The sequence below is a fragment of the Streptosporangium amethystogenes genome (assembly GCF_000721075.1).
GTDB classification, from domain to species: domain Bacteria; phylum Actinomycetota; class Actinomycetes; order Streptosporangiales; family Streptosporangiaceae; genus Streptosporangium; species Streptosporangium amethystogenes.
Genome location: NZ_JOEQ01000005.1, coordinates 186,046 through 210,200, shown reverse-complemented (window position 1 = coordinate 210,200; position 24,155 = coordinate 186,046). Strand labels below are relative to the sequence as shown.

At 69.8% G+C, this 24,155-nt stretch carries 19 protein-coding genes and 1 pseudogene; 12 read left to right on the top strand and 8 right to left on the bottom strand.

What is annotated here, in order from left to right; all coding sequences use genetic code 11:
- Nucleotides 1–85 precede the first annotated feature (85 nt).
- Nucleotides 86–301, top strand: a pseudogene (locus IG98_RS0108810) (IS5/IS1182 family transposase); the annotation flags it as partial.
- 400 nt (nucleotides 302–701) lie between these two features.
- Here IG98_RS0108810 and IG98_RS0108805 read toward each other — a convergent pair.
- Entirely contained in the window at nucleotides 702–1,331 is a 630-nt protein-coding gene (locus IG98_RS0108805; protein WP_245651458.1) for a nitroreductase family protein, read from the bottom strand.
- Nucleotides 1,332–1,502: 171 nt separating this feature from the next.
- Between IG98_RS0108805 and IG98_RS0108800 the strand changes: the two genes are divergently transcribed.
- On the top strand, nucleotides 1,503–1,976 hold the full coding sequence (locus IG98_RS0108800; protein ID WP_030908249.1) for an Lrp/AsnC family transcriptional regulator: 474 nt from the start codon (nucleotides 1,503–1,505) through the stop codon (nucleotides 1,974–1,976).
- A gap of 115 nt (nucleotides 1,977–2,091) precedes the next feature.
- Here IG98_RS0108800 and IG98_RS0108795 read toward each other — a convergent pair whose 3' ends face one another.
- Nucleotides 2,092–2,463 carry a hypothetical protein gene (locus tag IG98_RS0108795; protein WP_245651457.1) on the bottom strand — a complete coding sequence of 124 codons (372 nt, stop codon included), beginning with the start codon at nucleotides 2,461–2,463 and terminating at the stop codon, nucleotides 2,092–2,094.
- 211 nt (nucleotides 2,464–2,674) lie between these two features.
- Between IG98_RS0108795 and IG98_RS0108790 the strand changes: the two genes are divergently transcribed.
- Entirely contained in the window at nucleotides 2,675–3,646 is a 972-nt protein-coding gene (locus tag IG98_RS0108790) for an aldo/keto reductase (RefSeq protein WP_030908243.1), read from the top strand.
- Between the two features lie 312 nt (nucleotides 3,647–3,958).
- Nucleotides 3,959–4,576 carry a DUF4142 domain-containing protein gene (locus IG98_RS0108785; RefSeq protein WP_084195219.1) on the top strand — a complete coding sequence of 206 codons (618 nt, stop codon included), beginning with the start codon at nucleotides 3,959–3,961 and terminating at the stop codon, nucleotides 4,574–4,576.
- Between the two features lie 86 nt (nucleotides 4,577–4,662).
- On the opposite strand, the gene IG98_RS0108780 is transcribed toward IG98_RS0108785, so the two are convergent.
- The 6 genes from IG98_RS0108780 to IG98_RS0108755 all read right to left on the bottom strand — a co-directional run bounded on the left by IG98_RS0108780 (nucleotide 4,663) and on the right by IG98_RS0108755 (nucleotide 14,071).
- The gene (locus IG98_RS0108780; protein WP_037969736.1) at nucleotides 4,663–6,276 is read right to left on the bottom strand and encodes a glycoside hydrolase family 43 protein; all 1,614 of its coding nucleotides are present in this window, start codon (nucleotides 6,274–6,276) and stop codon (nucleotides 4,663–4,665) included.
- A 147-nt stretch (nucleotides 6,277–6,423) separates the two neighbouring features.
- On the bottom strand, nucleotides 6,424–9,381 hold the full coding sequence (locus IG98_RS44640) for an endo-1,4-beta-xylanase (RefSeq protein ID WP_051751878.1): 2,958 nt from the start codon (nucleotides 9,379–9,381) through the stop codon (nucleotides 6,424–6,426).
- A 60-nt stretch (nucleotides 9,382–9,441) separates the two neighbouring features.
- Nucleotides 9,442–10,848, bottom strand: coding sequence for a glycoside hydrolase family 5 protein (locus IG98_RS0108770; RefSeq protein ID WP_051751876.1), 1,407 nt, complete (start codon nucleotides 10,846–10,848; stop codon nucleotides 9,442–9,444).
- A 49-nt stretch (nucleotides 10,849–10,897) separates the two neighbouring features.
- Nucleotides 10,898–11,722: a carbohydrate ABC transporter permease gene (locus tag IG98_RS0108765; protein ID WP_030908227.1), complete on the bottom strand. Its 825-nt coding sequence runs from the start codon at nucleotides 11,720–11,722 to the stop codon at nucleotides 10,898–10,900.
- Nucleotides 11,719–12,693 carry a carbohydrate ABC transporter permease gene (locus tag IG98_RS0108760; RefSeq protein WP_051751874.1) on the bottom strand — a complete coding sequence of 325 codons (975 nt, stop codon included), beginning with the start codon at nucleotides 12,691–12,693 and terminating at the stop codon, nucleotides 11,719–11,721. The genes IG98_RS0108765 and IG98_RS0108760 overlap by 4 nt, the downstream gene beginning before the upstream one ends.
- 82 nt (nucleotides 12,694–12,775) lie before the next feature.
- Nucleotides 12,776–14,071, bottom strand: coding sequence for an extracellular solute-binding protein (locus IG98_RS0108755; RefSeq protein WP_030908221.1), 1,296 nt, complete (start codon nucleotides 14,069–14,071; stop codon nucleotides 12,776–12,778).
- 179 nt (nucleotides 14,072–14,250) lie between these two features.
- Here IG98_RS0108755 and IG98_RS0108750 point away from each other — a divergent pair, with 179 nt between their 5' ends.
- The 8 genes from IG98_RS0108750 (at nucleotide 14,251) to IG98_RS0108715 (ending at nucleotide 24,140) form a co-directional block, all read left to right on the top strand.
- Nucleotides 14,251–15,264, top strand: coding sequence for a LacI family DNA-binding transcriptional regulator (locus tag IG98_RS0108750; protein ID WP_030908219.1), 1,014 nt, complete (start codon nucleotides 14,251–14,253; stop codon nucleotides 15,262–15,264).
- Nucleotides 15,265–15,442: 178 nt separating this feature from the next.
- Entirely contained in the window at nucleotides 15,443–16,714 is a 1,272-nt protein-coding gene (locus IG98_RS0108745) for a glycoside hydrolase family 30 protein (protein ID WP_245651456.1), read from the top strand.
- Between the two features lie 43 nt (nucleotides 16,715–16,757).
- On the top strand, nucleotides 16,758–17,789 hold the full coding sequence (locus tag IG98_RS0108740) for a Gfo/Idh/MocA family protein (protein WP_030908212.1): 1,032 nt from the start codon (nucleotides 16,758–16,760) through the stop codon (nucleotides 17,787–17,789).
- On the top strand, nucleotides 17,780–18,619 hold the full coding sequence (locus IG98_RS0108735; protein WP_051751870.1) for a DUF6807 domain-containing protein: 840 nt from the start codon (nucleotides 17,780–17,782) through the stop codon (nucleotides 18,617–18,619). The genes IG98_RS0108740 and IG98_RS0108735 overlap by 10 nt, the downstream gene beginning before the upstream one ends.
- Before the next feature lie 18 nt (nucleotides 18,620–18,637).
- Entirely contained in the window at nucleotides 18,638–19,306 is a 669-nt protein-coding gene (locus IG98_RS0108730) for a cupin domain-containing protein (protein ID WP_030908206.1), read from the top strand.
- A gap of 48 nt (nucleotides 19,307–19,354) precedes the next feature.
- Nucleotides 19,355–21,040: a DNA polymerase/3'-5' exonuclease PolX gene (polX, locus tag IG98_RS0108725; protein ID WP_030908201.1), complete on the top strand. Its 1,686-nt coding sequence runs from the start codon at nucleotides 19,355–19,357 to the stop codon at nucleotides 21,038–21,040.
- 90 nt (nucleotides 21,041–21,130) lie between these two features.
- A complete protein-coding gene (locus tag IG98_RS0108720) occupies nucleotides 21,131–22,372 on the top strand; it encodes a sulfite oxidase (protein WP_030908197.1) in 1,242 nt (413 codons plus the stop codon).
- A gap of 268 nt (nucleotides 22,373–22,640) precedes the next feature.
- Nucleotides 22,641–24,140 carry a WS/DGAT/MGAT family O-acyltransferase gene (locus IG98_RS0108715; protein WP_051751868.1) on the top strand — a complete coding sequence of 500 codons (1,500 nt, stop codon included), beginning with the start codon at nucleotides 22,641–22,643 and terminating at the stop codon, nucleotides 24,138–24,140.
- Nucleotides 24,141–24,155 lie beyond the last annotated feature (15 nt).

The following is a 24,155-nucleotide window of genomic DNA, read 5'->3' as shown; positions in this document are numbered from 1 at the left end:
GCAGACAGCGGTCGGCTGACAGACGGGGCAGGCACAGGTTCTGCGATCATGGAGTTGCGACGCTCTGTGATCACTGAGGAGCCCTGTGCCTACGCTGCCATCATGGCTGACCGAGCCGCTGTGGGACCAGTTCTTTGCCCTGCTGCCGCACCGGCTCGAGTTCGACCCGACGCATCCGCTGGGCTGCCACCGGCGCCGGGTCGGCGACCGGATCGTTTTCGAGAAGCTGCTGCAGGTGCTGCGGTTCGGCTGCTCCTACGAAGCCATCGCGGACTCCACCTGCTCGTCCGCGAGTTGCCGCGGACCGTAGCAGCGGTCGCGTTTGGCCAGTGCCTCGGCCTCACCGGACCAGGTGTAGGAGGCCCCGGTGGCGGTGGGCGGTTTGAAGCCATCCCCCGCAGGACGACTCCGGAGGGCCAGACAACCTCCATCTCTTCGTACAGCACCGCAGTCGGCACACCGAGCCAATCACCCAGCCCGACCTACCTTCCACGTTCATGTTCACAACACCACGACAGTCTTCAGCTAACGCAGCAGAGGGCGGTTTAATGCCTCCCCGCGCAGGGCGACATTGGAGGGCCGGGAGTCCTCCATCTCTCACGCAGCACCGCATCAAGAAGCTTTTCCTACACTCCAACTCCTCTCTGCGTTCGTGTCGCACTATTCGTTGGATATTCGGCGCGCGCTCTGTGGAGCCCGTGTCAGACCATGGCCTCGGACAAGGGTTTGCGGACCAGGTCGGGGACCTCGGCGTCGGCGGCGGCGTAGCCGATCGGGAACAGGATGTAGGGCCGCTCGTTGCCCGGCCGTCCGCAGATGCCGGTCAGGAACGCCATCGGGTTCGGAGTGTGGGTGAGCGTGGACAGGCCCATCGCGTGCAGGGCCGCGATGAAGAACCCGCAGGCGATGCCGACGCTCTCGTTGACGTAGTAGTGCTTGACCCTGGTGCCGTCGGGGCGTACGCCGTACTTCTCCGCGAAACAGACCACCAGCCACGGCACCGTTTCGAGGTAGCCCTTGTCGGAGCCGGTCTCCAGGTGGGCCAGGGCCGTACGCCACTCCGGGGTCAGCCGCCCGCCCTCGTAGTTCTGCCGCTCCTCGATCTCGGCCGCCTCCCTGATCCGCCTCCTGGTCTCCGGGTCGCCGATCACGGCGAACTTCCACGGCTGCTGGTGGGCTCCCGAGGGTGCGGTGTTCGCCGTCCTGACGGCCAGCTCGACGCACTCGCGCGGCACCGGTTCGTCGCTGAAGAAGCGCACACTGCGGCGCAGGTCCATATGTTCGTAGAACTCCCGGCCCCGCGTCACCATCTCGGCCTCGGGATAACGCACGGGCCGGTACGGAATGAATGGATGGAAATGTTCCCGTGCCACGATCGCCTCCATGGTTGACATATATGCAGGCGTAGTCTGAATTATGGTTATAAGGAGGGCAACACAGCGGCCGATTCACTGGCAGATTGTCAGTGCCGGGCACGCCCCGCACTCCGGAGGGTGGACAGATTGGCAGCTCGGAGGAACGGCCTGGACGAGCTCGACCGTAAGGTGCTCCGGCTGATCAGGGAGCGCCCCCGGACCGGCCTGCTGGAGATCGCCCGCCTCCTCGGCGTCGCCCGGGGCACCGTCCAGGCCCGCCTGGACCGGATGATCGCCGACGGCGTGATCACCGACTTCGGCCCCAACCTGTCTCCGCACGCCCTCGGCTATCCGGTGCAGGCCTTCACCACCCTTGAGGTGGAGCAGGCCTCCCGCGCCGACATCTCCAGCGCCCTCACAGCGATCCCCGAAGTCCTCGAAGCGCACATCGTCACCGGCCCCGGCGACGTCTGGTGCCGCATCGCCGGACGCGACCACGAGCACATCCAGCAGGTCATCGACCAGACCCTGGCCATCCCCGGAGTGCGGCGGAGCAGCACGGTGATCACCCTGTCCACCGTGGTCCCCCACCGGGTCCAGCCACTGGCCGACGACCGCTGAACGGAACACGCCGGACCCCGAGAAGTGACCCGGACGCGGTGGGAGCCGGCGGTCCGGTGGTGCTTCGCCCCGAAGCCCAGCGGCCGGGGTGTGCTTTGGTCAGGTGCCGCGCTGGTTAGCCGGAACCGGTCGGCCTGGGAGTGTCGATCCAGCGGGCGGCTGCGTCGAAGGTATCCGTTGGGGTGCTGTTGAACGCGATCGCCGCGTTGGGAGCGTGTCGTCGCACCAGGTTGACGACCTGCTCGAACAAGTCAAGCTGATCTTCGGGTTTCCGTACGCCGCCGCCGATGACGACGCATTCCCAGGGCCGCGCGCGCAGGGTATGGCTGACGATCGTTTCCACGTCGTCGCTGCCGTCGAGGCCGAACAGGCAGGTCTCGACGCCGACGCCGTGCTCGGCGAATCGAGCCATGCCGACCTCGATTGCGTCGGCTACCGGCTTCGGGTCCCAGGACCCGGGAACCCGATACGGGTCAAGGCCGATCACGAGGACGCGGGGTACCGGGGCTGTTGTATCCACACCCGGGACCTTACGTCACAGGGGTTGCCGCGCGTGGCCATGTTGGCCGCGGTCGACGACGGGCGACTCATCGGTGTGCACGACGTGGCGTAGGCCGCTGGTGCCTGGCGGCCGAGGGAGCCGTGTCGTCGGCGGTCGTATCGTGGGGCCCAGGGTTGTGAAGATCTGGAGGTTTGACATGGAGTACGTGCGCCTGGGGTCCACCGGTATGAAGGTGTCCAGGGTCTGCCTCGGCATGATGAGTTACGGCGAGGCCGCCAAGTGGGGTGAGTGGGTGCTCGACGAAGCCGCCGCCGAGCCGATCGTGCGCCGGGCGGTCGAGGCGGGGGTGACGTTCTTCGACACCGCCGACGTCTACTCGCTCGGTGGCAGCGAGGAGGTCACCGGCCGGCTGCTGAGCAGGCTCTTCGCCGACCGGGACGACTATGTGCTGGCCACCAAGGTGTGCATGCCGATGAGCAAGGGTGTCAACGACCGCGGCCTGTCGCGCAAGCACATCCTGTCCTCGATCGACGCCTCGCTGCGCCGCCTGGGCACCGACCACGTGGACCTCTACCAGATCCACCGCGGGGACCCCGACACCCCGATCGAGGAGACCATGGAGGCCCTGCACGACGTGGTCCGTGCGGGCAAGGCCCGCTACATCGGTGCCTCCAGCATGTACGCCTGGCAGTTCGCCAAGGCCCAGCACGTTGCCGAGATCCACGGCTGGACAAAGTTCGTGTCAATGCAAAATCACTACAATCTGCTCTACCGCGAGGAGGAGCGGGAGATGAACCCGCTCTGCCTCGACCAGGGGGTGGGCCTGATCCCGTGGAGCCCGCTGGCCCGGGGGCTGCTCGCCCGTGCCGGAGCCGAGGAGGCCACCACCCGCGCGGGCAGCGACCCGCGCATCGAGGCCCTCTACGACGCCGACAACGACCGGCTGATCCTGGAGCGGGTCGCCCAGCTGGCCGGGGAGCGTGAGGTCCCTCCCGCCCAGGTGGCGCTCTCCTGGCTGCTCCACCAGCCCGGCCTGTCGGCGCCGATCGTGGGCGCGACCAAGGAGAGGCACGTGGACGACGCGGTCGCCGCGGTCGACCTGCCCCTGAGCGAGAAGGAGCTCGCCTTCCTCGCCGAGCCGTACCGCCCCCGGGCCGTCAAGCACTGACCTTTCCGGCTCACCCGTGTGGGCCGCCCGATGTCCGAAAGGCCCACGCGGGCGGCCCGGCGCTCACCGGCCCCGTGCCCGCCCGACATCACGACATGACGCCCCGCCAGGAGATCCGAGCGGCGGGGCGTCCGCGTTCGTACCGGGCGGGACGGACGAGGTTCGGCGGGCGCCCGACCGGCCGCCTTACTCAACAGGACCACCTGTGACCTTTTGCCATGATTTACCGCCTGTGGCGCTATATCTCCAGAGATACGCGCATATGAGGGGGAGATAGCAGTTCCGACCGTGGGTTGATCGACGGAGGATCCGATGGTTCGAAAGATGATCATCCTGGTGGCTGTCGCCGTGACCGCGATGGGTGGCACAGCCGTCGCCACCGTCTCCCCCTCCCCTCAGACCGTCACCCAGCAGGACAAGGACTTCCTCGTCCAGGCGCACCAGTCCAACCTGGCCGAGATCGAGTCGGGCAAGGCCGCCCGTGAGAAGACCGCCGGTCAGCAGGACCGGGAGGTCACCAGGACCGTCCGCAAGCTGGCGAAGGAGTTCATCAAGGACCACAAGAAGCTCGACAAGGCCGTCCGCCGGGTGGCCGATCGGCTCGGCGTCAAGCTTCCCGACACGCCCAGCACGGAGCAGCGCAAGCAACTCGACCACCTGTCGGCCCTGAGCGGCGCGGAGTTCGACAGGGCCTGGATCAGCGCGGAGCTCAACGCCCATCACGAGACCCTCGCCGCCGTGGAGCAGGAGATCGAGAGCGGTTCCTCACCCGAGGTGAAGAAGCTCGCCACCGAGGCCAAGCCCATCGTGCAGGAGCACATAGACCTGCTGCTCAAGGCCGAGAGGGCCTCCACTCCCAGCCCCTCGGAAAGCGCCGGCCCTTCGGAAAGCCCGAGCCTGCCGGAGAGCCCCAGCCCCTCGGAGAGCTGAGGCGGGCACCGCGCCACTCCGGGGCGGCTCCCCGCTCAAGGATTCCCACGGCGCCGAGCCCTGCCCAGGTGACCACGGAACGACGGTCATGAGGGCAACGGCAGGTACTCGAACCAGTCGAAGGCGGCCGTGTTGGTGCTCGGGTGGCCGTTGGAGGTGGCGTACAGACCGATCATGGCACCGGTGAAGCCTCCGGCCACGGTGGGGCTGAGAATCCGGCCGTTCACCGGATCTCCGAGGTCGATCCACTCGCCGGGCCGTACCGCGTACCGGGCCTGGTAGTCCTGGCCGTGCGCCTCCACGCCGAGCCAGAGCGGTCCTGGCGGGATGTCTGCGCGGGCCAGGAGGGCGTCCACGCCCTCGGCCCTGCGGGTGAGTTCCAGGCCGCGTGCGGTGCGGGTGAGCGCGATGTGGAAATCGTCGTTCTGGAGCAGGACGAGCCCGGCGCGTTCCTCCCCCTCCGGACGGAACTCCATCACCGTGCGGGCCGCGAAGGCGATGTGCTGCTGCCGCCGGGCGACCAGGCTGGGCGCGGCCCGCTCGCACACGGTCTGCGGAAGCGTCCGGAGGGTGAGGCGACTGTCGGCCAGGCTCCAGTACGGCTCTCTGGGCGTGCGCAGGTGGTTCCAGACCGGCGCGAGGCGTCCGGCGTCGAAGTGGTCGCAGGCGGGAACCGCGGGCCAGCGGTGAACCGGCGTCGAGGGGGCCGGCATACGCGACTCGACCTGGTCGAACACCGGCCAGTCGTCCTCCCACCGCACCCGGGTCAGGAAGGTCTCGCGGCCCAGGTTGTAGCCGCCGGCGGCCCGGACGGCCGCCGTCGTGGGCTGGTCGTCCGAGGGACCCACGAGGGATGGGCCGCCAAAGGAGCCGCCGCCGGACGGGTGGCTGTCAGGAGGGTTGCCATAGGGGCGGGTGGCGAGCAGCACCGACCACCACTCGCCCTGCGCGTTCTGGACCAGGTCGGGGTGGCCGACGCTGGTGATGGGGTGGCGCAGCCCGAGGTGGCGGTGGGTGAGCACGGGGTTGCGCGGGTTGCCCCGGTAGGGGCCGGTGATCTGCTCGGAGCGGGCGACCATGACCGCGTGGTCCTCGGCGGTTCCCCCCTCGGAGGTCAGCAGGTAGTAGTGGGCGCCGATCCGGTAGATGTGCGGGCCCTCGGACCAGATTCCGCCGCGCTGCACCGGTTCCCAGATCACGTGCTCCTCGCCGACCGGCTTGAGCGTGGCGAGGTCGAGTTCGCGCAGCCAGATCTCGGTGTCGCCGTCATAGCGCCTGGCCGCCTTCTCCCGGGTGCCGGTCATCCAGGCGCGGCCGTCGTCGTCGAAGAACAGCGAGGGGTCGAAGCCCCGGGTGTCGGGGAACCAGACCGGGTCGCTCCACGGTCCGGCCGGGTCGGTGGCGGTGACCAGGAAGTTGCCCGGTTCGTCCATCAGCGTGGTGATCATGTAGAAGACGCCGTCGTGGTGCCGGAGGGTGGGGGCGTAGATGCCGCCGGACGGCCGTACGCCGTCCAGGTCGAGCTGGGAGGGCCGGTCCAGCACGTGACCGAGCTGCCGCCAGTGCACGAGGTCCCGGCTGTGGAAGATCGGGACCCCGGGAAACCACTCGAAGGACGAGGTGACGAGGTAGTGGTCCGCGCCCACCCGGCATACCGAGGGATCGGGGTGGAAACCGGGGATGACGGGGTTGGCGTACACGGGTCCTCCGTTGGCATGTGCGGATCCTTCGTCCGCGCGACTTCCTGGCCGGGGCAGGCGGTCTCCTCCGAAAGGCCCGCGTACCCGAAGAGGGGTGCGCCGGCCCGCACGCCGTGGCGCGTGCGGGCCCGGCGACCCGGAGTGTGCCTACTTGACGAGCTGGAGCACCCCCCACCTCGACGTGTCGATGTAGCCGCGCCCGGTCGGGTCGTTCCAGGTCGCGGCGGCCGCACGGGTGGCGCCGACGGCGTCGTTGACCTGGATGTCGAAGCCGAGCAGGGTGTCCTTGGCCAGGGTGACCGTGGGCAGCCTGATCGCCGCCTCGACCACGTAACCGCCGGGGACGCGGGTGGCCGCGCCGGTCAGGTTCTCCTTGACCGCGAAGGCGTCGAAGGTGCCGCCGACGCTCTGCCTGCCGGTGAAGCCGATCCGGTACTGGCCGTCGTCATCGTCGTAGCCCTTGGTCTTGTTGTTCTGCGGGTCCACGAAGATCTCGACGGAGTCCTGCTCCCAGGCGTTGGGCGACTCCTCGCTGAGCTCGGGGTCGGTGACGCGGGCCAGCACGTACAGGGTGCCGGAGTTCCACATCGCCCGCACCTTGGCACTCGCCCCCGAGGTGCCCTGGATCCGGGTGCCGGTGGTGATCTCCGGCGCCTGGTTCCACGCGGCGTCCACGATGCCGTCCACCACCGGGGTCCTCTTCGGCGCGCGGGTCGTCCGGATCGCCGGGATGGGAGTCAGCTCACCCGTCCAGGAGATTTCCTGGCCACCCGCGTCGGCCACGGCGACCTTGACGCCGGTGGCCGTCCCCGAGGGGAGCAGCGCCTCCACCCGGTAGCCGGTGGCGGTCTTCCTGGTGTGCGCCCTGAAACCGTGGGCATGCGTGCCACCTCGCTGGATCCGGTACGGCGTACCGCCCACGGTGAGGGTGACCGTGTCGTTCCTGTTGTCGGTCGGATCGTTGACCTCGGCCAGTACGTACAGGCCGGCCGGTGTGGTGCGCGCCTGCCAACCGGCGGACAGGTCGCCGATCCTGGCGATGGGCGCGTCGGGCAGCAGGTTCCACTCGTCGTCCCGCTTGCCGTCCACCGTGACCGTGCCCGCGGGCGCGTTCAGGCTACGGGTCAGCGGGGGCAGCCTGTCGGGGTCGGCGATGCCCCAGTACGCGGGCTTGGCCTGGAGCTCGTCGTCGAACGGCAGCGGCGGGTTGGTCCGGGTGATCGGGAAGGACGACAGCCAGGTCGCGTCGTCGGCGACGCCCCAGATCGTCACCGAGGACAGGTGGTCCGCCTGCCGCCGGAAGACGTCGAAGATCTCCCGGTACCGATGGCCCTGCAGGGCCAGGATCTCGGCGGGCACCGTGTCGTAGGAGGTCACGAAGTCGGTGTAGACGCTCACGTCCAGCTCGGTGACCTGCTGCTCGACGCCGAGCCCGGCGAACTTCTCGATCGTGTCCTCGATGAACGAGGTGGGCGGCTGCTCGACGTTGACGTGCAGCTGGTGACCGACCGCGTCGATCGGGACGCCCTCGGCGCGCAGCTTCTTGACCAGGTCGTAGAGCGCCTGCCGCTTGCGCGGGAACTCGGTGTTGTAGTCGTTGATGACGAGCGTCGCGTCCGGGTCCACCTCGCGGGCCACCCGGAAGGCGGTCCTGATGTAGTCGAGGCCGGCGATCTCGAACCATGGGGAGCGGCGCAGACCGTCCGGCCGGTTCTCGTCGATGACCTCGTTGACCACGTCCCAGGTGCCGATCCTGCCCTTGTAGCGGCCCATCACGGCGCGGATGTGGTTCTCCATCCGCTGGAGCAGGATCTCCTTGGTGGCGCCCTCGAACACCCAGTCGGGGGTCTGGCTGTGCCACACCAGGGTGTGGCCGCGGAACTCCAGGCCGTTGCTGGTCGCCCAGTCGACCAGGTAGTCGCCGTCGGCGAAGGTGAAGTCGCCCTCGGCCGGCTCGGTGGCGTCCCACTTGAGGCTGTTGCCGGGGGTGACGCTTTCGTAGTGCTTGGTGATCAGCTTGGCGTGCTCGCCCAGGGTGGCGCCCCGGTAGAAGGCCGCGCCGACGGTGAACGGCAACCTGTCCTTCAGCGAGGGGATGTCGGTCTGGACGGGCTTGGGCTCGACGTAGGTCAGCTGGAAGTCGTCGATGGCGAACGGTTCCGTCCCTGCGGCCGACTCGACGTAGACGCTCAGGAAGTCCACGTCGTGGGCCAGGGTGTAGGTACCCGCGAGCCTGGTCCACTCGCCGGCGGCCGGTGCCCTGGGCGCGGCCACCCGCTCGTAGGCGGGGGTGCCGTCCAGCCTCCGTTCGACGGACAGGCCCAGACTCTGGGCGCTGTCGGTGCGCACCCACACCGACAGCTCGTATTTCGACCCCTTGGCCATCTTGCCGAGGATGGTCCGTGCGGGGCCGTCCCAGGAGGCCTGCCGGTTCGTCACGCCCAGGCCGTAGGCCCCGGTGTGCGCGAAGCCGTCTCCCGGGGTCAGGGCGGCGCCGCCGCGCGCGGTCCACTCCTGCGCGGTGCCGGTCTCGAAGTCGCTGGTCAGGCCGGACCGGGTGGGGTCGGTGTCGGCGGTGACCACGATGTCGTCGAGCTGGAAGGCGACGGTCTCACCCGAGCTCTCCGCGTACAGCGACAGGGCCGAGTCGGTCGCGTAGGTGTAGGTGCCGGACAGCCGGACCCACTCGGTGTCGGTGACGGTGGCCGCCGCGACCCGCTCGTAGACCGTCGTGCCACCTGCCGGGGTGCGCTGCATGGTGAGCGCGACCGTCGAGGACGGCTGGCCTGCGGCGGCCCGTGCCCACGCGGTCACCTCGTAGCCGACGCCCTTCTCGAAGGGTGGGGTCACGGCCGCTCCGTGCCAGGTCGCGCCGCGGCCGGTGATGAGCAGGGACCGGGTTCCGCCGTGCGCGGAGTCCGTGGTCGCGATGACCGAGACCCCGGAGCCCCGGGGTTCCCAGCCCTGCGTGCCGGACTCGAAGTCGTAGGTGACGACGGTGGCGGCGGCCGCGTGCGCGGCGGGGACGGTCGACGCGCCTGTCAGGAACGACACTGCGAGGGACAACAGGGCCAGGACCGCTGTTCGCGGCCGGGGGGTGCGCATCTCCTGGGCTCCTCGGTCAGGTAGGAGTGGGTACTCAGACGTCACCGCCGTACGGCTTCGTCAAGCGTCGCCGCCCGGGTTCCCGGCAAGCGGGTTCTCGGCGAGCAGGTTCTCGGCGAGCAGGTCGAGCAGCGGCTGCCGCCGGACGCACCGGGTGAGCGCGAAGGAGTCGGCGAGGGCGGTCAGTTCCTCGTCGGAACAGCCTCGCAGCAGCTCGGCGTACTCGGGAACCAGCGCCTGCGCGATGAGGATGTGCCGGATCAGGTCGTCGGTCTGGTATCGGGCACCCCACGGGTAGGGGTTCCAAGAGGGGAACTCGGTCTCCACCAGCCGGTGCAGCGGCGCCAGCTCACTCGCCGACTCCTCCATCGTCGAACCCCACCGGTCCGCGCCCAGCCGTCCCTTCTTGGCGATGAAGTCGCCGAACCGGCCCATGTAGGGTTCACCCGCGCTGACCAGGCCCTGCAGCCCGACGTCCTTGTAGGTCCACAGCGACCAGCCGGCCTGGTAGGAGTCGAAGATCTCCAGCTGGTCGCGGAGGATCTGGTAGCGCTGCCGGTCGATCTCCGCGTCGCCGGTGTAGACGGGACCGAACTCGCCGACCCACAGGGGCGTGCCCGTCTCACGCTGGAAGACGGTCCGCCGCTCGAAGGATTTCTCCAGCTGGGCCCGGTCCACCCACTCACCTCGGGTGTGGCCGGGGTAGGGGCCGCCGTGCGCGAAGCCGGCCAGGGCGTAGTCGTGGCAGACGAAGACCGTGTTCTCGTACACCTCGCGGAAGATCGAGAAGTCGGTGGAGTAGGTGTTGCCGTCCAGGAACAGCACGTGTCCGGGGTCGACGGCACGGACCGCCTTGACCAGGCGGTCGTAGAAGGGGCCGACGACCCGCCCGCCGGAGTCGCCGGGCTCGTTGACCGGGTTGTAGCCGGCCACCCACGGATTGTCCCGGTAGCGGTCGGCCACGGCCTCCCACAGGTGGACGACGCGGTCCTGGAAGTGCCGGTGCTGCCAGAAGGCGGCTATGTGCGTGGGGTTGTCGGAGTGCCAGTGCTGGTTCTGCGCGCCGGGCAGGGCGTGCAGGTCGATGACACTGTAGATGCCGCGCTCGGCGAGCAGGCCGATCACCCGGTCGAGGTGGCGGAAGCCCTGCTCGATGATCTCGAAGGGGCGGTCGTCGGACTCCAGGTGGCGGTAGTTGATCGGGATTCGGACGCAGTTGGTGCCGAGATCGGCGAGGAGTGCGGCGTCGTCCGCGCCGAAGAACGAGGTGAGCAGGCGGTCGAAGAACAGCTCGGCCCGGTCGTCGCCGAGCACCTCCCGGACCGCGGCGCGCATCGTGGCCTCGTTGGCCGGATATCCGGTGATGAAGTTCTCCATGTTCAGCCAGCCCCCGAGGCCTACTCCGCGCAGCCGTACCGGGGTGCCGGCCGAATCGACGAGACGGGATCCGGCGACACTCAGGGTCATGTTTCTCACTCTCCACAACGGTCGTTGGACACAGCGATGAGGTCCCGGCTCAGCCCTTGGTGGCGCCCGCGGTGAGGCCGCTGATCAGCTGACGCTCGGCGACCGCGTAGAAGGCCAGGGCGGGGACCATGGAGACGATGACGTAGGCCAGGATCTTGGCCGTGTCCGCCGCGTACTCCCCCTGGAACTGCTGGACGCCCAGTGGCAGCGTCCACAGGTTCGGGTCGTTGAAGACCACCAGCGGGAGGAAGAAGTTGTTCCAGCTCGCCACGATCGCCAGCACCGAGACGGTGGCCAGGGCGGGCCTGGCCATCGGCAGCAGCACCCGCCAGAAGAATCCGAAGGGGGTGCAGCCGTCGAGGGTGGCGGCCTCCTCGACCTCGTTGGGGATGGACCGGAAGAAGGTGCGCAGGATGATGATCGTCAGCGGCAGCCCGAACGCGGCCTGGGGCAGGATCACCCCGAGCGGGTTGTCCAGCAGGCCGAAGGTGCGCAGCAGGATGAACAGCGGCAGGATCGCCACCGCGAACGGGAACATCAGCCCGATGGCGAACAGCGTGAACAGGAACTCGCGGCCGCGGAAGGCGAACCGGGCGAAGGCGAAGGCCGCCATCGCCGACAGGAACACCACCAGCACGGTGGTCGCCACCGCGATGAACAGGCTGTTGAGGAGCTGGCGCCAGAACGCGCCGGTGGTGATCACGTCGGTGTAGTTCTCGGTGACCCACGGGGAGGGCAGGCCGAGCGGGTTCTCCGACAGCTGGGCGGTGGTCTTGAAACCACCGAACAGGCCGTACACGAAGGGGACGACGATGAAGACCGCCGCCACCCAGACGATCACGTGGATCGGGACCGTCCGGAACCGGGCGATCATCGGTGGTCTCCCATCGTGGTGCTGGCCCCCTCCAGGTCCCGGCGCAGCACGAACCGCTGGTAGCCGAGGGCGAAGACGAGGCTGATCAGGAACATGGCGACGCTGATCGCGCTGGAGTAACCGATCTGGGTCCGTTTGAAACCGTATTCGAACATGCTGACGGCCATGGTCTCCGAGGCGTGCGAGGGGCCGCCGCCGGTGAGGATCCAGACCAGGTCGAAGAGCTGGATCGTGCCGATGACGGACAGGAACACGCTGACCCTGATGGTGGGGCCGAGCAGCGGCAGGGTGACGTGCCGGAACACCTTCCAGCCACCGGCGCCGTCGATCCTGGCCGCCTCGTGCAACTCCTTGGGGATGCCCTGCAGCCCGGCCAGATAGATGATCATGTGGAATCCGAAGTACTTCCAGGTGATCACCAGGAAGATCGAGAACAGCACGGTGTCCGGCTCCGACAGCCAGCTCCACGGCTCCAGCCCCCAGGAGGTCAGCAGCCGGTTGGCCAGACCCGCCTCGGGCGAGAGGATCAGCGAGAACAGCACGCCGGTGATCGCCTCGGAGAGCATGTAGGGCGCGAAGAACAGCAGCCGGTACAGGGCGCGCCCCCGGATCCGCTGGTTCAGCATCACCGCCAGACCCAGCGAGAGCGGCAGCTGCACCACCAGGGAGAGCACGACCAGGATGCCGCCGTTTTGCAGGTCGCCGATGAAGATGTCGCTGTTCAGCAGCCGGGTGAAGTTGTCCAGGCCGATGAAGTCGCTCGGCGGCCCGATGCCGTTCCATTTGTGGAGGCTGGTGTAGCCGGCGACCAGGATCGGCGTCAGCACCAGCAGGGTGAACAGGACCAGGGCGGGGAGCACGAACAGGATCGCGGTGATCCAGCCGCTTCCCCGGCGCCGCCCCTCGCGTCGTCCTCGCCGCTCGGCGGGTCTTCCTCCGGGAGGGGCCGGACGTGCGTCCGGCCCGGTCATCGTCGTCACCGACCTCGCCCCTTCACCGTGCTCACCGTCGGTTTCCCGGCCTCGATCGGCTCTGTCACCTTCATCCGGGCGGCTACTCCGACTCCGACTTCGCCGTCTCGGTGATGACCTTGACGACCTCCTCCGGTGTCTTCTTGCCCGCGATCAACTCGGCCACGGCGTCGTTGACCTCCTGACCGACGGCCGGCGGGTACGCCTGGTCGAGGTAGAGCTGGAAGCCGGTCGCGGCCGACAGGGCGTCGGAGACCACCTTGATGTTGGGGTCGGTGACGGCCGACTCCTCACCCTTGAGCACCGGGAGCACGCCTCCCGCGGCGACCGCCTTGGAGTGGTTCTCCTGCTTGAGCGCGAACTTCAGGAAGTCCAGCGCGGCGGGCGGGGCGTTGACGCCCACGGCCAGGCCACCGCCGCCGCCGAACGCGTCGCCCGCGGAGCCCTTGCCCCCGTCCACGGACGGGAAGGTGAAGAACCCGAGGTCGTCCCCGAGGCCCTTGCCGGAGTCCTTCTGCACGGACGGCGCCCACTGGCCCATCAGTTCCATGGCGGCCTTGCCGTTGCTCACGGTCGCGGCCTGTCCGTCGGGGGTGGAGTAGTCGGCGTTGAGGAAACCCTTCTGGAACGGCTGGAGGTCGACGAGTTCCTTGAGCCGCTGCCCGGCGGCGACGAAGTCGGGTCCGGTGAAGTCGTTGGTGGTGCCGGCCTGACTGAGCGCGTCCAGGCCCGCCACCCGCATGGCCAGGTAGGCCCAGTAGTAGTGGCCCGGCCACTTGGCCTTGCCGGCGAGGGCTATCGGGGTGGTCCCGGTCGCCTTGATCTTCTTCACCGCGTCCAGGAACTCGGTCCAGGTGGCGGGCGGAGTGGAGATGCCGGCCTTGGTGAAGATCGACTTGTTGTACCAGAAGCCGACCATGCCGATGTCGGTGGGCAGCCCGTAGGTCTTCCCGTCGAACTGGTAGGCGGCCAGGGAGGCCGGGGTGAAGTTGCCGAGAATGTCACCGGCCTCTGACGACAGGTCCTTCACCAGGCCCGCCTCGATGTGCTGCTTCAGCACACCGCCACCCCAGGTGGAGTAGAGATCGGGCGCCTTCCCCGACTGGGTGAGGGTGGCGAGCTTCGGCTTGTAGGAGTCGTTCTCGATGCCGATGTTCTTGATCGTCACATTCGGGTGAGCCGCCTGGTACTCCTTGACACGATCCGCCCAGAAGGACTTGAGCGGTTCGGCCGTCGCCAGGTTCCAGAACTCGAAGGTGACCTTTTCCGAGCCGGTGCTCGCGCCCGGTTGTGTCCCGTCATTGTCCGCGCTCGTACCGCAGGCTCCAAGAAGCAGCACCGATGCCGCCAGCGCCACCACGCCTCGCCGACTCAGCATGGGGGTTCCCCTTTCGGGAGTGAGTCTGAAAAGTTTCATATGTTCCCCGAACATTTCGTGACCCGGAGGATAGGTAAATTGCCGGTTACGCGTCAATAGCCACCGTGGTAGCGAGCTCGAACAGCAACGAAGACGGCCCTCTTACGGGCCTCCGAAAGTTTTCGGTTAGTATTCGCCGCATGCCATCCAACAGGCGGGTGACGATCGCCCTGATCGCCGAGGAGGCCGGGGTCTCCGCGCCCACGGTCTCGAAAGTCATCAACGGGCGGCCCGAGGTCGCCTCCGAGACCAGGCAGCGGATCGAGCGCCTGCTGCACAAGCACGGCTACATCCGCAGGACCGGCCAGGGCGACGAGCCCGTCGGCCTGGTGGACCTGGTCTTCACCGAGATCGAGAGCCCGTGGGCGATGGAGCTGGTGCGCGGCGTGGAGACCGCGGCCCGCGAGGTCGACGCCGGCGTGGTCGTCTCGGTACTGCACAGCCACGCGGGCCCGGGCCGGGACTGGGTGGAGCGGATCGCCACCCGGCGCACCGACGGGGCCATCCTGATCGGCTCGCGGATCAGCGCCGCCCAGCACGGCCAGCTGGCCGCCAGGTCCATCCCCTTCGTGGTGGTGGACCCGGAGGGCGAGCCGCCGCCGGGGGTCGCCTCGGTCGGCGCCACCAACTGGAGCGGCGGCCTGGCCGCCACCCGCCACCTGCTGGAACTGGGCCACCGCCGGATCGGGATGATCGGCGGCCCGGCCGGCATGCTGTGCAGCCGGGCCCGCATCGACGGCTACCGCGCCGCGCTGGAGACCGCGGGGATCGCGGTGGACCCCTCGCTCATCGGGTACGGCGACTTCCTGGTCGGCTCGGGCCGCGACCTGGGCCACGCGCTGCTGTCGGCGGCGGACCCGCCCACCGCGATCTTCGCCGGCAGTGACATGCAGGCGTTCGGCGTCTTCGAGGCGGCCAGGCAGCGCGGCCTGCGGGTGCCGAAGGACCTGTCGGTGGTGGGCTTCGACGACCTGCCGTTGGCACGTTCCGCCTGGCCGCCGCTGACCACCGTGCGCCAGCCGCTCCAGGAGATGGCCGCGCTGGCCACCCGGATGGTGCTCGGCCTCGACCGCGGCGGGCACGAGCCCCGGCGGGTGGAGCTGGCCACCGACCTCGTGGTCCGCGACAGCACCGCCCGTCCTGACAGCTGTTGACTGCCGCCCTCCGAAACATTTACGGTGATCGACACGAAAAGTCTCGGTAATCTTGTGAAACTTTCGGAAAGCGGGTTCCCGCATGTCACGACGTCACAGGGCACTACTGACACCGATCCTCCTGCTCCCCCTTCTCGGGCTTGGCCCTGCCGTTAAGGAAAGCGCTTCCCCAATCCGGGTGGATCAGCACGGCGTGCTCCAGCGGATCGACGGTTTCGGCTTCTCCCAGGCCTTCCGGCGCAACGAACTGGTCCGCGCGCTGCCCGCCGCCAAGCAGCGGGAGATCCTCGACCTCTGGCTGAGCCCGGAGAAGGGCGCCGGGCTCAGCATCCTGCGCCTGGGCATCGGCTCCTCCCCCGCCGGCAGCCCGTACGACCTGATGACCTCCATCCAGCCCGAGGATCCCGGCGGCCCGGACGCGCCGCCGAAGTACGTCTGGGACGGCGAGGACGGCGGCCAGGTCTGGCTGGCCAAGGAGGCCAGACGCTACGGCGTGAACCGTTTCTACGCCGACGCCTGGAGCGCCCCCGGCTACATGAAGGACAACGGCTCCGACAGCGACGGCGGCACCCTGCTCCCGGCGTGGCGGCAGGCGTACGCCGACTACCTGGTGCAGTACGCGAGGTTCTACGCCCGGGAGGGCATCAAGATCACCGACCTCGGGTTCACCAACGAGCCCGACCTCACCGTCTCGTACGCCTCGATGCGCTTCACCCCGGACCAGGCCGCCGAGTTCGTCAAGGTCCTCGGGCCCACGGCGGCCCGCGCCGGCCTCAAGGTGATCTGCTGCGATGCCGCCGGCTGGGCCGAGCAGCGCGAGTACACCCGCGCCATCGAGGCCGACCCCGCCGCGCGGCGGTGGGTCGCCACCCACGCCGGCCATCCCTACGTCAGCCCGGTGGACGGCCCGCTGCCCACGGGCCGGCCGGTCTGGATGTCGGAGTGGTCGCCCAACGGAAGCACCTGGAACGAGGCGTGGGACGACGGCAGCGGCTACGACGGCCTCGCGGTCGCCCAGCAGATCCACGACTCGCTCACCCTGGGCAAGGCGAACGGCTACGTCTTTTGGTTCGGCGCCTCGCGCGGTGCCACCCGGGGCCTGATCCAGATCGACGAGGCCACCTCGACCTACCGCGTCTCCAAGCGCCTGTGGGCACTGGCCGCCTACAGCCGCTTCATCCGGCCGGGCGCGGCCCGGCTCGCCGTCACGGCCGCCGACCCGGCGCTGAAGGTCACCGCCTTCCGCAACGCCGGTGGCTCGGAGGTCGTGGAGATCCTCAACACCGCCACCGTCCCCGTCTCCACCAGGATCACCACCCGGGCAGGCCGGGCCACCTCCTACCTGACCGACGGCGACCACTCACTCGCGGCCACGCCGCTCGCGGGTCTGCGGCCGGAGCGGACCCTCACCCTCCCTCCGCGTTCCCTGACCACGGTCGTCGTACGTTGACGCGCCCGGTACCGGAGACGGCCTCCCCGTGGAAAGGACGCGGATGATCCGGGTGGCGGTCGTGGGCACCGGCGGCATCGCGGGGATCTGCCATCTGCCCGCGCTGCGCACCCAGTCGCACCGGGCGCGGGTGGTGGCCGCCGCGGACACCGACGAGGCTCGGGTCAGGGCGTTCTGCGCCGAGCACGCGATCCCGCGGGCGTACCCCTCCCTGGAGGCGCTGCTCGACGCCGAGCGGCCCGACCTCGTCCACCTGTGCACCCCGCCGCACCTGCACGCCGCCCAGGCGAGGGCCTGCCTGAAGGCCGGCGCCTGGGTGTGGATCGAGAAACCCGCCTGCCGGTCGTTGGCCGAGTACGACCTGATCACCTCGGCCGAGGGGCCCGGCTACGCCTCGGTGGTCTCCCAGCACCGGTTCGGCTCCGGTGCGCGCCACCTGCGCGCCCTCGCCCCCGAGCTGGGCCGCCCGCTCGTCGCGCTCTGCGTGACCGCCTGGTACCGCGACCACGCCTACTTCGAGGCGCCCTGGCGCGGCCGCTGGGAGACCGAAGGCGGCGGCCCCACCATGGGGCACGGCATCCACCAGATGGACCTCATGTTGTCGATCCTGGGCGACTGGTCGGAGATCCGCGCGATGACCGGCACGCTGGACCGCCGGATCGAGACCGAGGACGTCTCGATGGCCGCCGTCCGCTTCGCCTCCGGAGCCATGGCCTCGGTGGTCAACAGCGTGCTGTCCCGGCGCGAGGAGAGCTACCTGCGCTTCGACTACGCCGAGGCGACGGTGGAGCTGCGCCACCTGTACGGCTACCGCAACGCCGACTGGAGGTCCACCTCGGAGCGCTGGAACCCGCCGAGCGACCTGCCGAGCTCGCACGAGGCGCAGCTGGCGGAGCTGCTGGACGCCTACGAGCGCTGTGAGCGCCCGCCGATGAGCGGCCCCGAGGGGCGCCGGTCGCTCGAACTGATCACCGGCCTGTACGCCTCGGCGTTCACCGGCCGGCCCGTGCTCCGCACCGACCTCACCCCCGACCACCCCTTCTACCATCGCCTGGACGGACGCGCATGGAGCTGACCTTCACCGAGCGCGGCGTCGAGATCCTGCGCTACGTCCACCGGCCGGAAACGCCGGTGTTCGAATCGCCCAAGCCCTACTTCCACCCGATCAGGACCCTGGCGGGCGACGTGGTCAGCGCCTACCGCCCGCACGACCACCGCTGGCACCGGGGCCTGCAGCTGACCGTCTCGGACCTGTCGGGGGAGAACTTCTGGGGCGGCGGCAGCTACGTCCGCGCGGCCGCCGGATACGTGGACCTGCCGAACAACGGGACCATGCGGCACGAGGAGTTCCCCGCCCCGGGCGTGGAGCGGCTGACCTGGCACACCCAGGGCGGCGAGCACTGGGTGGACGAGGTGCGGACCTTCGAGATCGGCGACGTCGGCGACGACTCATGGGCGCTGGAGCTGTCCACCGCGATCACCAACGTACGCGGAAGGGACCTGGTCTTCGGCAGTCCCACCACCTCCGGCCGCCCGATGGCCGGGTACTGCGGCCTGTTCTGGCGCGGGCCCCGCTCCTTCGAGCACGGCCGGGTGATCGCCGAAGGCGGCGAGGGGCCGGAGATGATGGGCCGGGAGTCGGCGTGGCTGGCCTACGGCGGCACCCATGACGAGGTCGACCGCTCCTCCACCCTGCTGTTCCAGAGCGCCCAGCCCACCGTCTGGTTCGTCCGCACGACGCCGTTCGCGGCGGTCAACCCGTCCATCGCGTTCCATCGCGAACTGATCCTGCCGCCCGGCGCGACGCTGCGGCTGCGCTACCGGATGGTCGTGGCCACCGGCGCGTGGGACCGTCCCCGGCTGGAGGCGTACGTCCGGAGGCACCCGTGTCCGGCACCGGCGTGAGAGACCCAGGGAGCACCCATGTTCGGCACCGGCGTGAGCGATCTGACCGTCTACGACTGGCCCGCCGCCGACGGCCTGCGCGGTGGCTCGCCGCACCTGCACACCGTGTGTGCCGAGGCGTACGCCGTGGTGGCCGGTTCCGGCAGTGTGCAGACCCTGACCTGGGACGGTTACCAGGAGACGGCGCTGGCCCCCGGCTCCGTCGTCTGGTTCACCCCCGGCACCGTTCATCGCCTGGTCAACGGCGGTGATCTGCGCATCGTGGTGCTCATGCAGAACAGCGGCCTGCCCGAGGCCGGCGACGCCGTCCTGACCTTCCCCCCCGACGTCCTCGCCGATCCGGCCGGCTACGCCGGGGCCGCGCGCTCGGCCCCGCGCGAGCGCCGTGACCTGGCCGTCGAGGGGTTCCTGCGGCTCCGTGCCGCGGGCCGTCCCGGTTTCGCCGCCTTCCTTGAGGCCGCCGCCCGCCTCGTCGGCCCCCACCTGGACGCCTTCGAGTCCCGCTGGCGCCAGGGCCCGCTGCGCGCGGCGGAGACGACGGGCGCCCGGCTGGCCGCGCTCCGCGCCGGCGACCTGGCCCACCTGCGCGAGGCGGCGGTCACCCGGCTGCCCTCCGTGCCCCGTGATGGCATGTGCGGCCATCTGCTGACCTATCCGGCGGACCTTCCCGATCTGGACGGGGCCTGAGGCCGGCCGGGAGCGGGAACTGTCGGTGCGATCTTCTAGGCTGGCCTCATGGCACGAGCTAACGACGACGTCGCGGCCGCTCTGGAGGAGTACGCCGAGCTGTTCGCGATGACCGGCGGCGACGCGTTCCGGGTCCGCAGTTACCAGAAGGCGGCCAAGGCGATCGCGGGCTTTCCCGAGGACATCACGACCGTGCCCGTGCGAAGCGTGCCGGGGGTGGGTGAGGCGATCGCCAAGAAGGTCGAGGAATACCTGGCGCGGGGCGGCTTCCGGCAGCTCGACGACCTGCGGGGGAAGGTTCCCCAGGGGGTGCGGCGGCTGACCCGGGTGGCCTCGCTCGGGCCGAAGAAGGCGGTCTTCCTCTACCAGGAGCTGGGCATCGACTCCCCCGAGGCACTGGTGAAGGCCATCGGGGAGGGGCGTCTGGAGGGCGTCAGGGGCTTCGGCGCCAAGACCGTGGAGAACCTGCTCAAGGGGGTCGAGCAGCTGGCGGAGAACAGCGCCAGGATGCACATCGGAGTCGCCATGGACCTGGCGGAGCGGGTCATCGCCTCACTGCCGGGTGCCGAGCGGATCGCCTACGCCGGGTCGCTGCGCCGGATGAAGGACACCATCGGCGACATCGACATCCTCGCGGTCGGCCCCGAGTCGCTGATGGACGATTTCAAGGCCCAGCCCTATGTCGCGGAGGTCATCGCCTCGGGCGACAAGAAGACCTCGATCCGCACCGCCCAGGGTGTCCAGGTCGACCTGCGCCTGGTCCCCGCCGAGTCGTGGGGCGCCGCACTGATGTACTTCACCGGCTCCAAGGAGCACACGGTGCACCTGCGGGAGATCACGGTGAAGAAGGGCTGGAAGCTGTCGGAGTACGGCCTCTTCGAGGGGGAGCGGGTGATCGCGGCCGCGACCGAGGAGGAGGTGTTCCACGCGTTCGGCATGGAGTGGATCCCGCCGACCCTGCGCGAGGACACCGGTGAGATCGCCGCCGCGCTCGCCGGCGAGCTGCCCGAGCTGGTCACCCTGGAGGATCTGCGGGGCGACCTGCACACCCACACCGACCTGACCGACGGGATCGCCTCGCTGGAGGACATGGTCGCCGCCGCCCACGCTCGCGGCTACTCCTACTACGCGGTGACCGACCATGCGCCCGACCTGGCGATGCAGCGGATGACGCTGGAGGCGGCCCTGGAGCAGCGCGAGCGGCTGCACCGGCTGCAGGAGGGATATCCGGGGATGCGGCTGCTGCACGGCAGCGAGCTGAACATCGCCCCCGACGGCTCGGTCGACTGGCCGGCCGAGGTGCTGGCGGGCTTCGACGTGTGCGTGGCCAGCGTCCACTCGCACTTCACCCAGTCCCGCGAGGAGATGACCCGGCGCCTCGTCACCGCGTGTGAGAACCCCCACGTGCACATCATCGGCCACCCGACCACCCGCAGGATCGGCGCCCGAGGACCGGTGGACGCCGACTGGGACGAGGTGTTCCGCGCTGCGGCCCGCACCGGCACCGCGATGGAGATCGACTCCTTCCCCGACCGCTCCGACCTCCCCTCGGACCTGGTGCGGCTGGCGCGGCACCACGGTGTGAGATTCTCCATCGACAGCGACGCCCACGCGGTTCCCCATCTCGACAACCAGCGGTTCGGCATCGGTGTCGCCCAGCGCGGCTGGCTCACCGGCGACGATGTGATCAACACCTGGCCGCTGGAGCGGCTGCTGGCTTTCCTCGGTCGTTGAGGGGATGATTGAGAACGGCAAGGACGTGACACCCATCGTGCATTACATAGTTTACTGGTAGGAAATAGGTGTAGAGAGGAGCGGTGCCGGATGCCGTACGAGAACCTCGACGACGAGGCCGGCCGTCGGCGCGCCCGAGCCGGACAGATCCCGCAGGAGGCCCCCGACCGGCTCCGGCTGGCCACCGTCGACGGCAGGACCCTCGACGACAGGGGCGGCGACGGCGGGGCCTCGGGCGACGGGCCGTCCGCCTCGGGGATCGTCAAGCCGCTGCCGCCGGAGCTGTTCGTCGAGCACGAGACCAATGCCGAGATGCGTTGGGACGCCATGGGCGACGTCGGGTTCCACGTGCCCAACGACCGGTTCTTCGTCCGCAACCACACCACCACCCCGATCATCGACGCGGCCACCTGGCGACTACGGCTGCACGGCACGGGCCTGAGCGCCCCCCGGAGTTTCGGCTATGAGGAACTACTCGCGATGCCCTCGGTGACACGCGACGTGGCGATCGAGTGCGCGGGCAACGGGCGGAGCCTCTTCACCACCCAGCAGCACCAGGAGGTCACCGGCACCCCGTGGCTGCTCGGCGGCATCGGGGTGGCCCGCTGGCGCGGGGTGCCGCTGGCCACGGTGCTGGAACGGGCCGGGATCACCCCGGACGCCGTCGACGTCATGGCCCGCGGACTCGACCCCGCCTACGTGGCCGACGGGGTCGACCACGGCCGGGTACGCCGCCCGATCCCGGCGACCAAGGCGCTGCGGGACGTCATCCTCGCCTACGAGATGAACGACGAGCCGCTCCCGCCCGACCACGGCCACCCCGTGCGACTGGTCGTCCCCGGCTGGATCGGCCTGGCCTCGGTCAAGTGGGTCGGCGACATCGAGGTGTCCACCTCGCCGCTGTCCTCGCCCTGGAACACCGAGTTCTACCGGATGTTCGGCGACGCCTACCCGCCGCAGGGCGGTGCCCCGCTGACCACGCAGGGAGTCAGGAGCGCCTTCGAGCTGCCCTGGAACGCCACCCTGGTCGCCGGGCGCCCCTACGTGCTGCGCGGGCGGTCGTGGTCGGGCAACGGCCGGATCGCCGACGTGGAGGTGAGCCTGGACGGCGGCGCCACCTGGCAGCGTGCTCCGCTGCGCGGACCGCACGTGGCATCCACCTGGACCCGCTGGCAGGTCACCTGGAAACCCGCGGAGAGCGGCCGGCACTTCCTGCTCGCCCGCGCCACCGACGAGACCGGCGTGGTCCAGCCGTCGCACACCACGCACAACGACTTCGGCTACCTCTTCGACGCCGTCGTCTGCCACCCCGTGACCGTCGTGAGCGGCTGACCGGGAGCCCGATCCGGCCGAACGGCTCGGCCCACGGCTCCGGATGCCCGCGCCCCGGTATCACCTTCGGAAAGAATCCCCCGGACACCTCCATCCGACAGGCGTGACTACCGAGCGAAATGGGAATGTCACCTAACGCGATGATCGACTGGGCCTCCATGCCTCGCCGGAAAGACATCCGCGGTCCCACGGAGGAAACGAGAGGGAAACGTGCCGACCTGATGATGGCAATACGTGTTCTCCCATCTTCCGCCAGGAGGCTCGACCGATGCGCCAGCTGACCGCGCTCGACGCGCAGTTCCTTCACGCAGAATCGGCGACCACGGCGGCCCATGTCGCGGGACTTGCCATCCTCGACCCGGCCTGTTCCCGGGCGGGGGCCGTCACCCGCGAGTGCCTGATCGGGCTGCTCCGCGAGCGGGTGCACCTGGCCCCGGCGCTGAGGCTTCGCCTGGCCACCGTGCCGTTCGACCTCGACCGGCCCTACTGGACGGAGGACCCCGATCTCGATGTCGCCGGCCACGTCCACGAGGTGACCCTGGCCGCGCCGGGCGACGACGCCCAGCTTGCCGAAGAGGTGGCCCGGATCCACGAGCGTCGCCTCGACCGGGGCCGCCCGCTCTGGGAGATGCATCTCATCCAGGGACTGACCGGTGGCCGGGTCGCCCTGTACGCCAAGGTCCACCACTGCGCCATCGACGGGGTCTCGGGAGCGGAGACACTCGCCGCGCTGCTGGATCTGACGCCCGAGCCTCGCGTCGTCGAGCGGCCCGCGCCCACGCCGCGGACCACCGCCCCCGGTCTGGCGGGCATGCTCGCCGGGGCCGTGGCCAGGTCGGTGATGCAGCCCGCCAGAACGCTGTACTCGCTGGGCCGCATGGCGACCGAACTCGACACGATGCCGCTGGCCTCGGCGCTGCCGGGTGCCCGGCAGGTGGCCGCCGCCACCCGGATGATCACCGGAAGGGTGCGGGAGCTGCCGGAACTGCCCATGCTGACGGCGCCGCGCACACCGTTCAACGGCCCGATCGGCCCCGAGCGGCGTTTCTCCTACGGGTCGATCCCGCTGGCGGACGTCAAACGGGTGGCCAGGAGTTCGGGGGCCAGCGTCAACGACGTGGTCATGACGCTGTGCGCCTCGGCGCTGCGCGCCTGGCTACATGAGCGCGACGCGCTGCCCGACCGGCCGCTGATCGCCGCGGTCCCGGTCGCGGTCCGCACCGCGAGCGCCCAGGACATGGTCGGTAACCAGATCTCCGTCATGGTCACCCCCATCCCGACCGACCTGGCCTGTCCCCGCGAGCGCCTGCGCGTCATGGCGCGGACGATGCACACCGCCAAGCGGCGGTTCGCCGGCTCCCCCACCGGCTGGCTGAGCGAGCTGTCGTCGATGCTGCCCGCGGCCGTCACCGCGCTGGCGACCTCCAGGGTGTTCCGGCTGGCCTCGATCATGCTGCCGCCGATCAATCTGATCGTCTCGAACGTGCCTGGACCGCAACTCCCGCTGTACCTGTGCGGGGCCAGGGTGCTCGCCTACCACCCCATGTCCGTGCTGACCGACGTGAGCGGCGGGGTCAACATCACCTGCTTCTCCTATGACGGCTCGCTCGACTTCGGCATCCTGTCCTGCCCGGACCGGGTGGCCGATGTGTGGCGGCTCATGGGCCACCTGCAGGAGGCCATGGACGAGCTGATGGAGCAGATCGAGCCCGCCGGACGGCTCGCCCCGGTGGACAGCCTCCCGGCCAGGCAGATGGTGCCCGCCTGAGGACTCCGCGCCGAG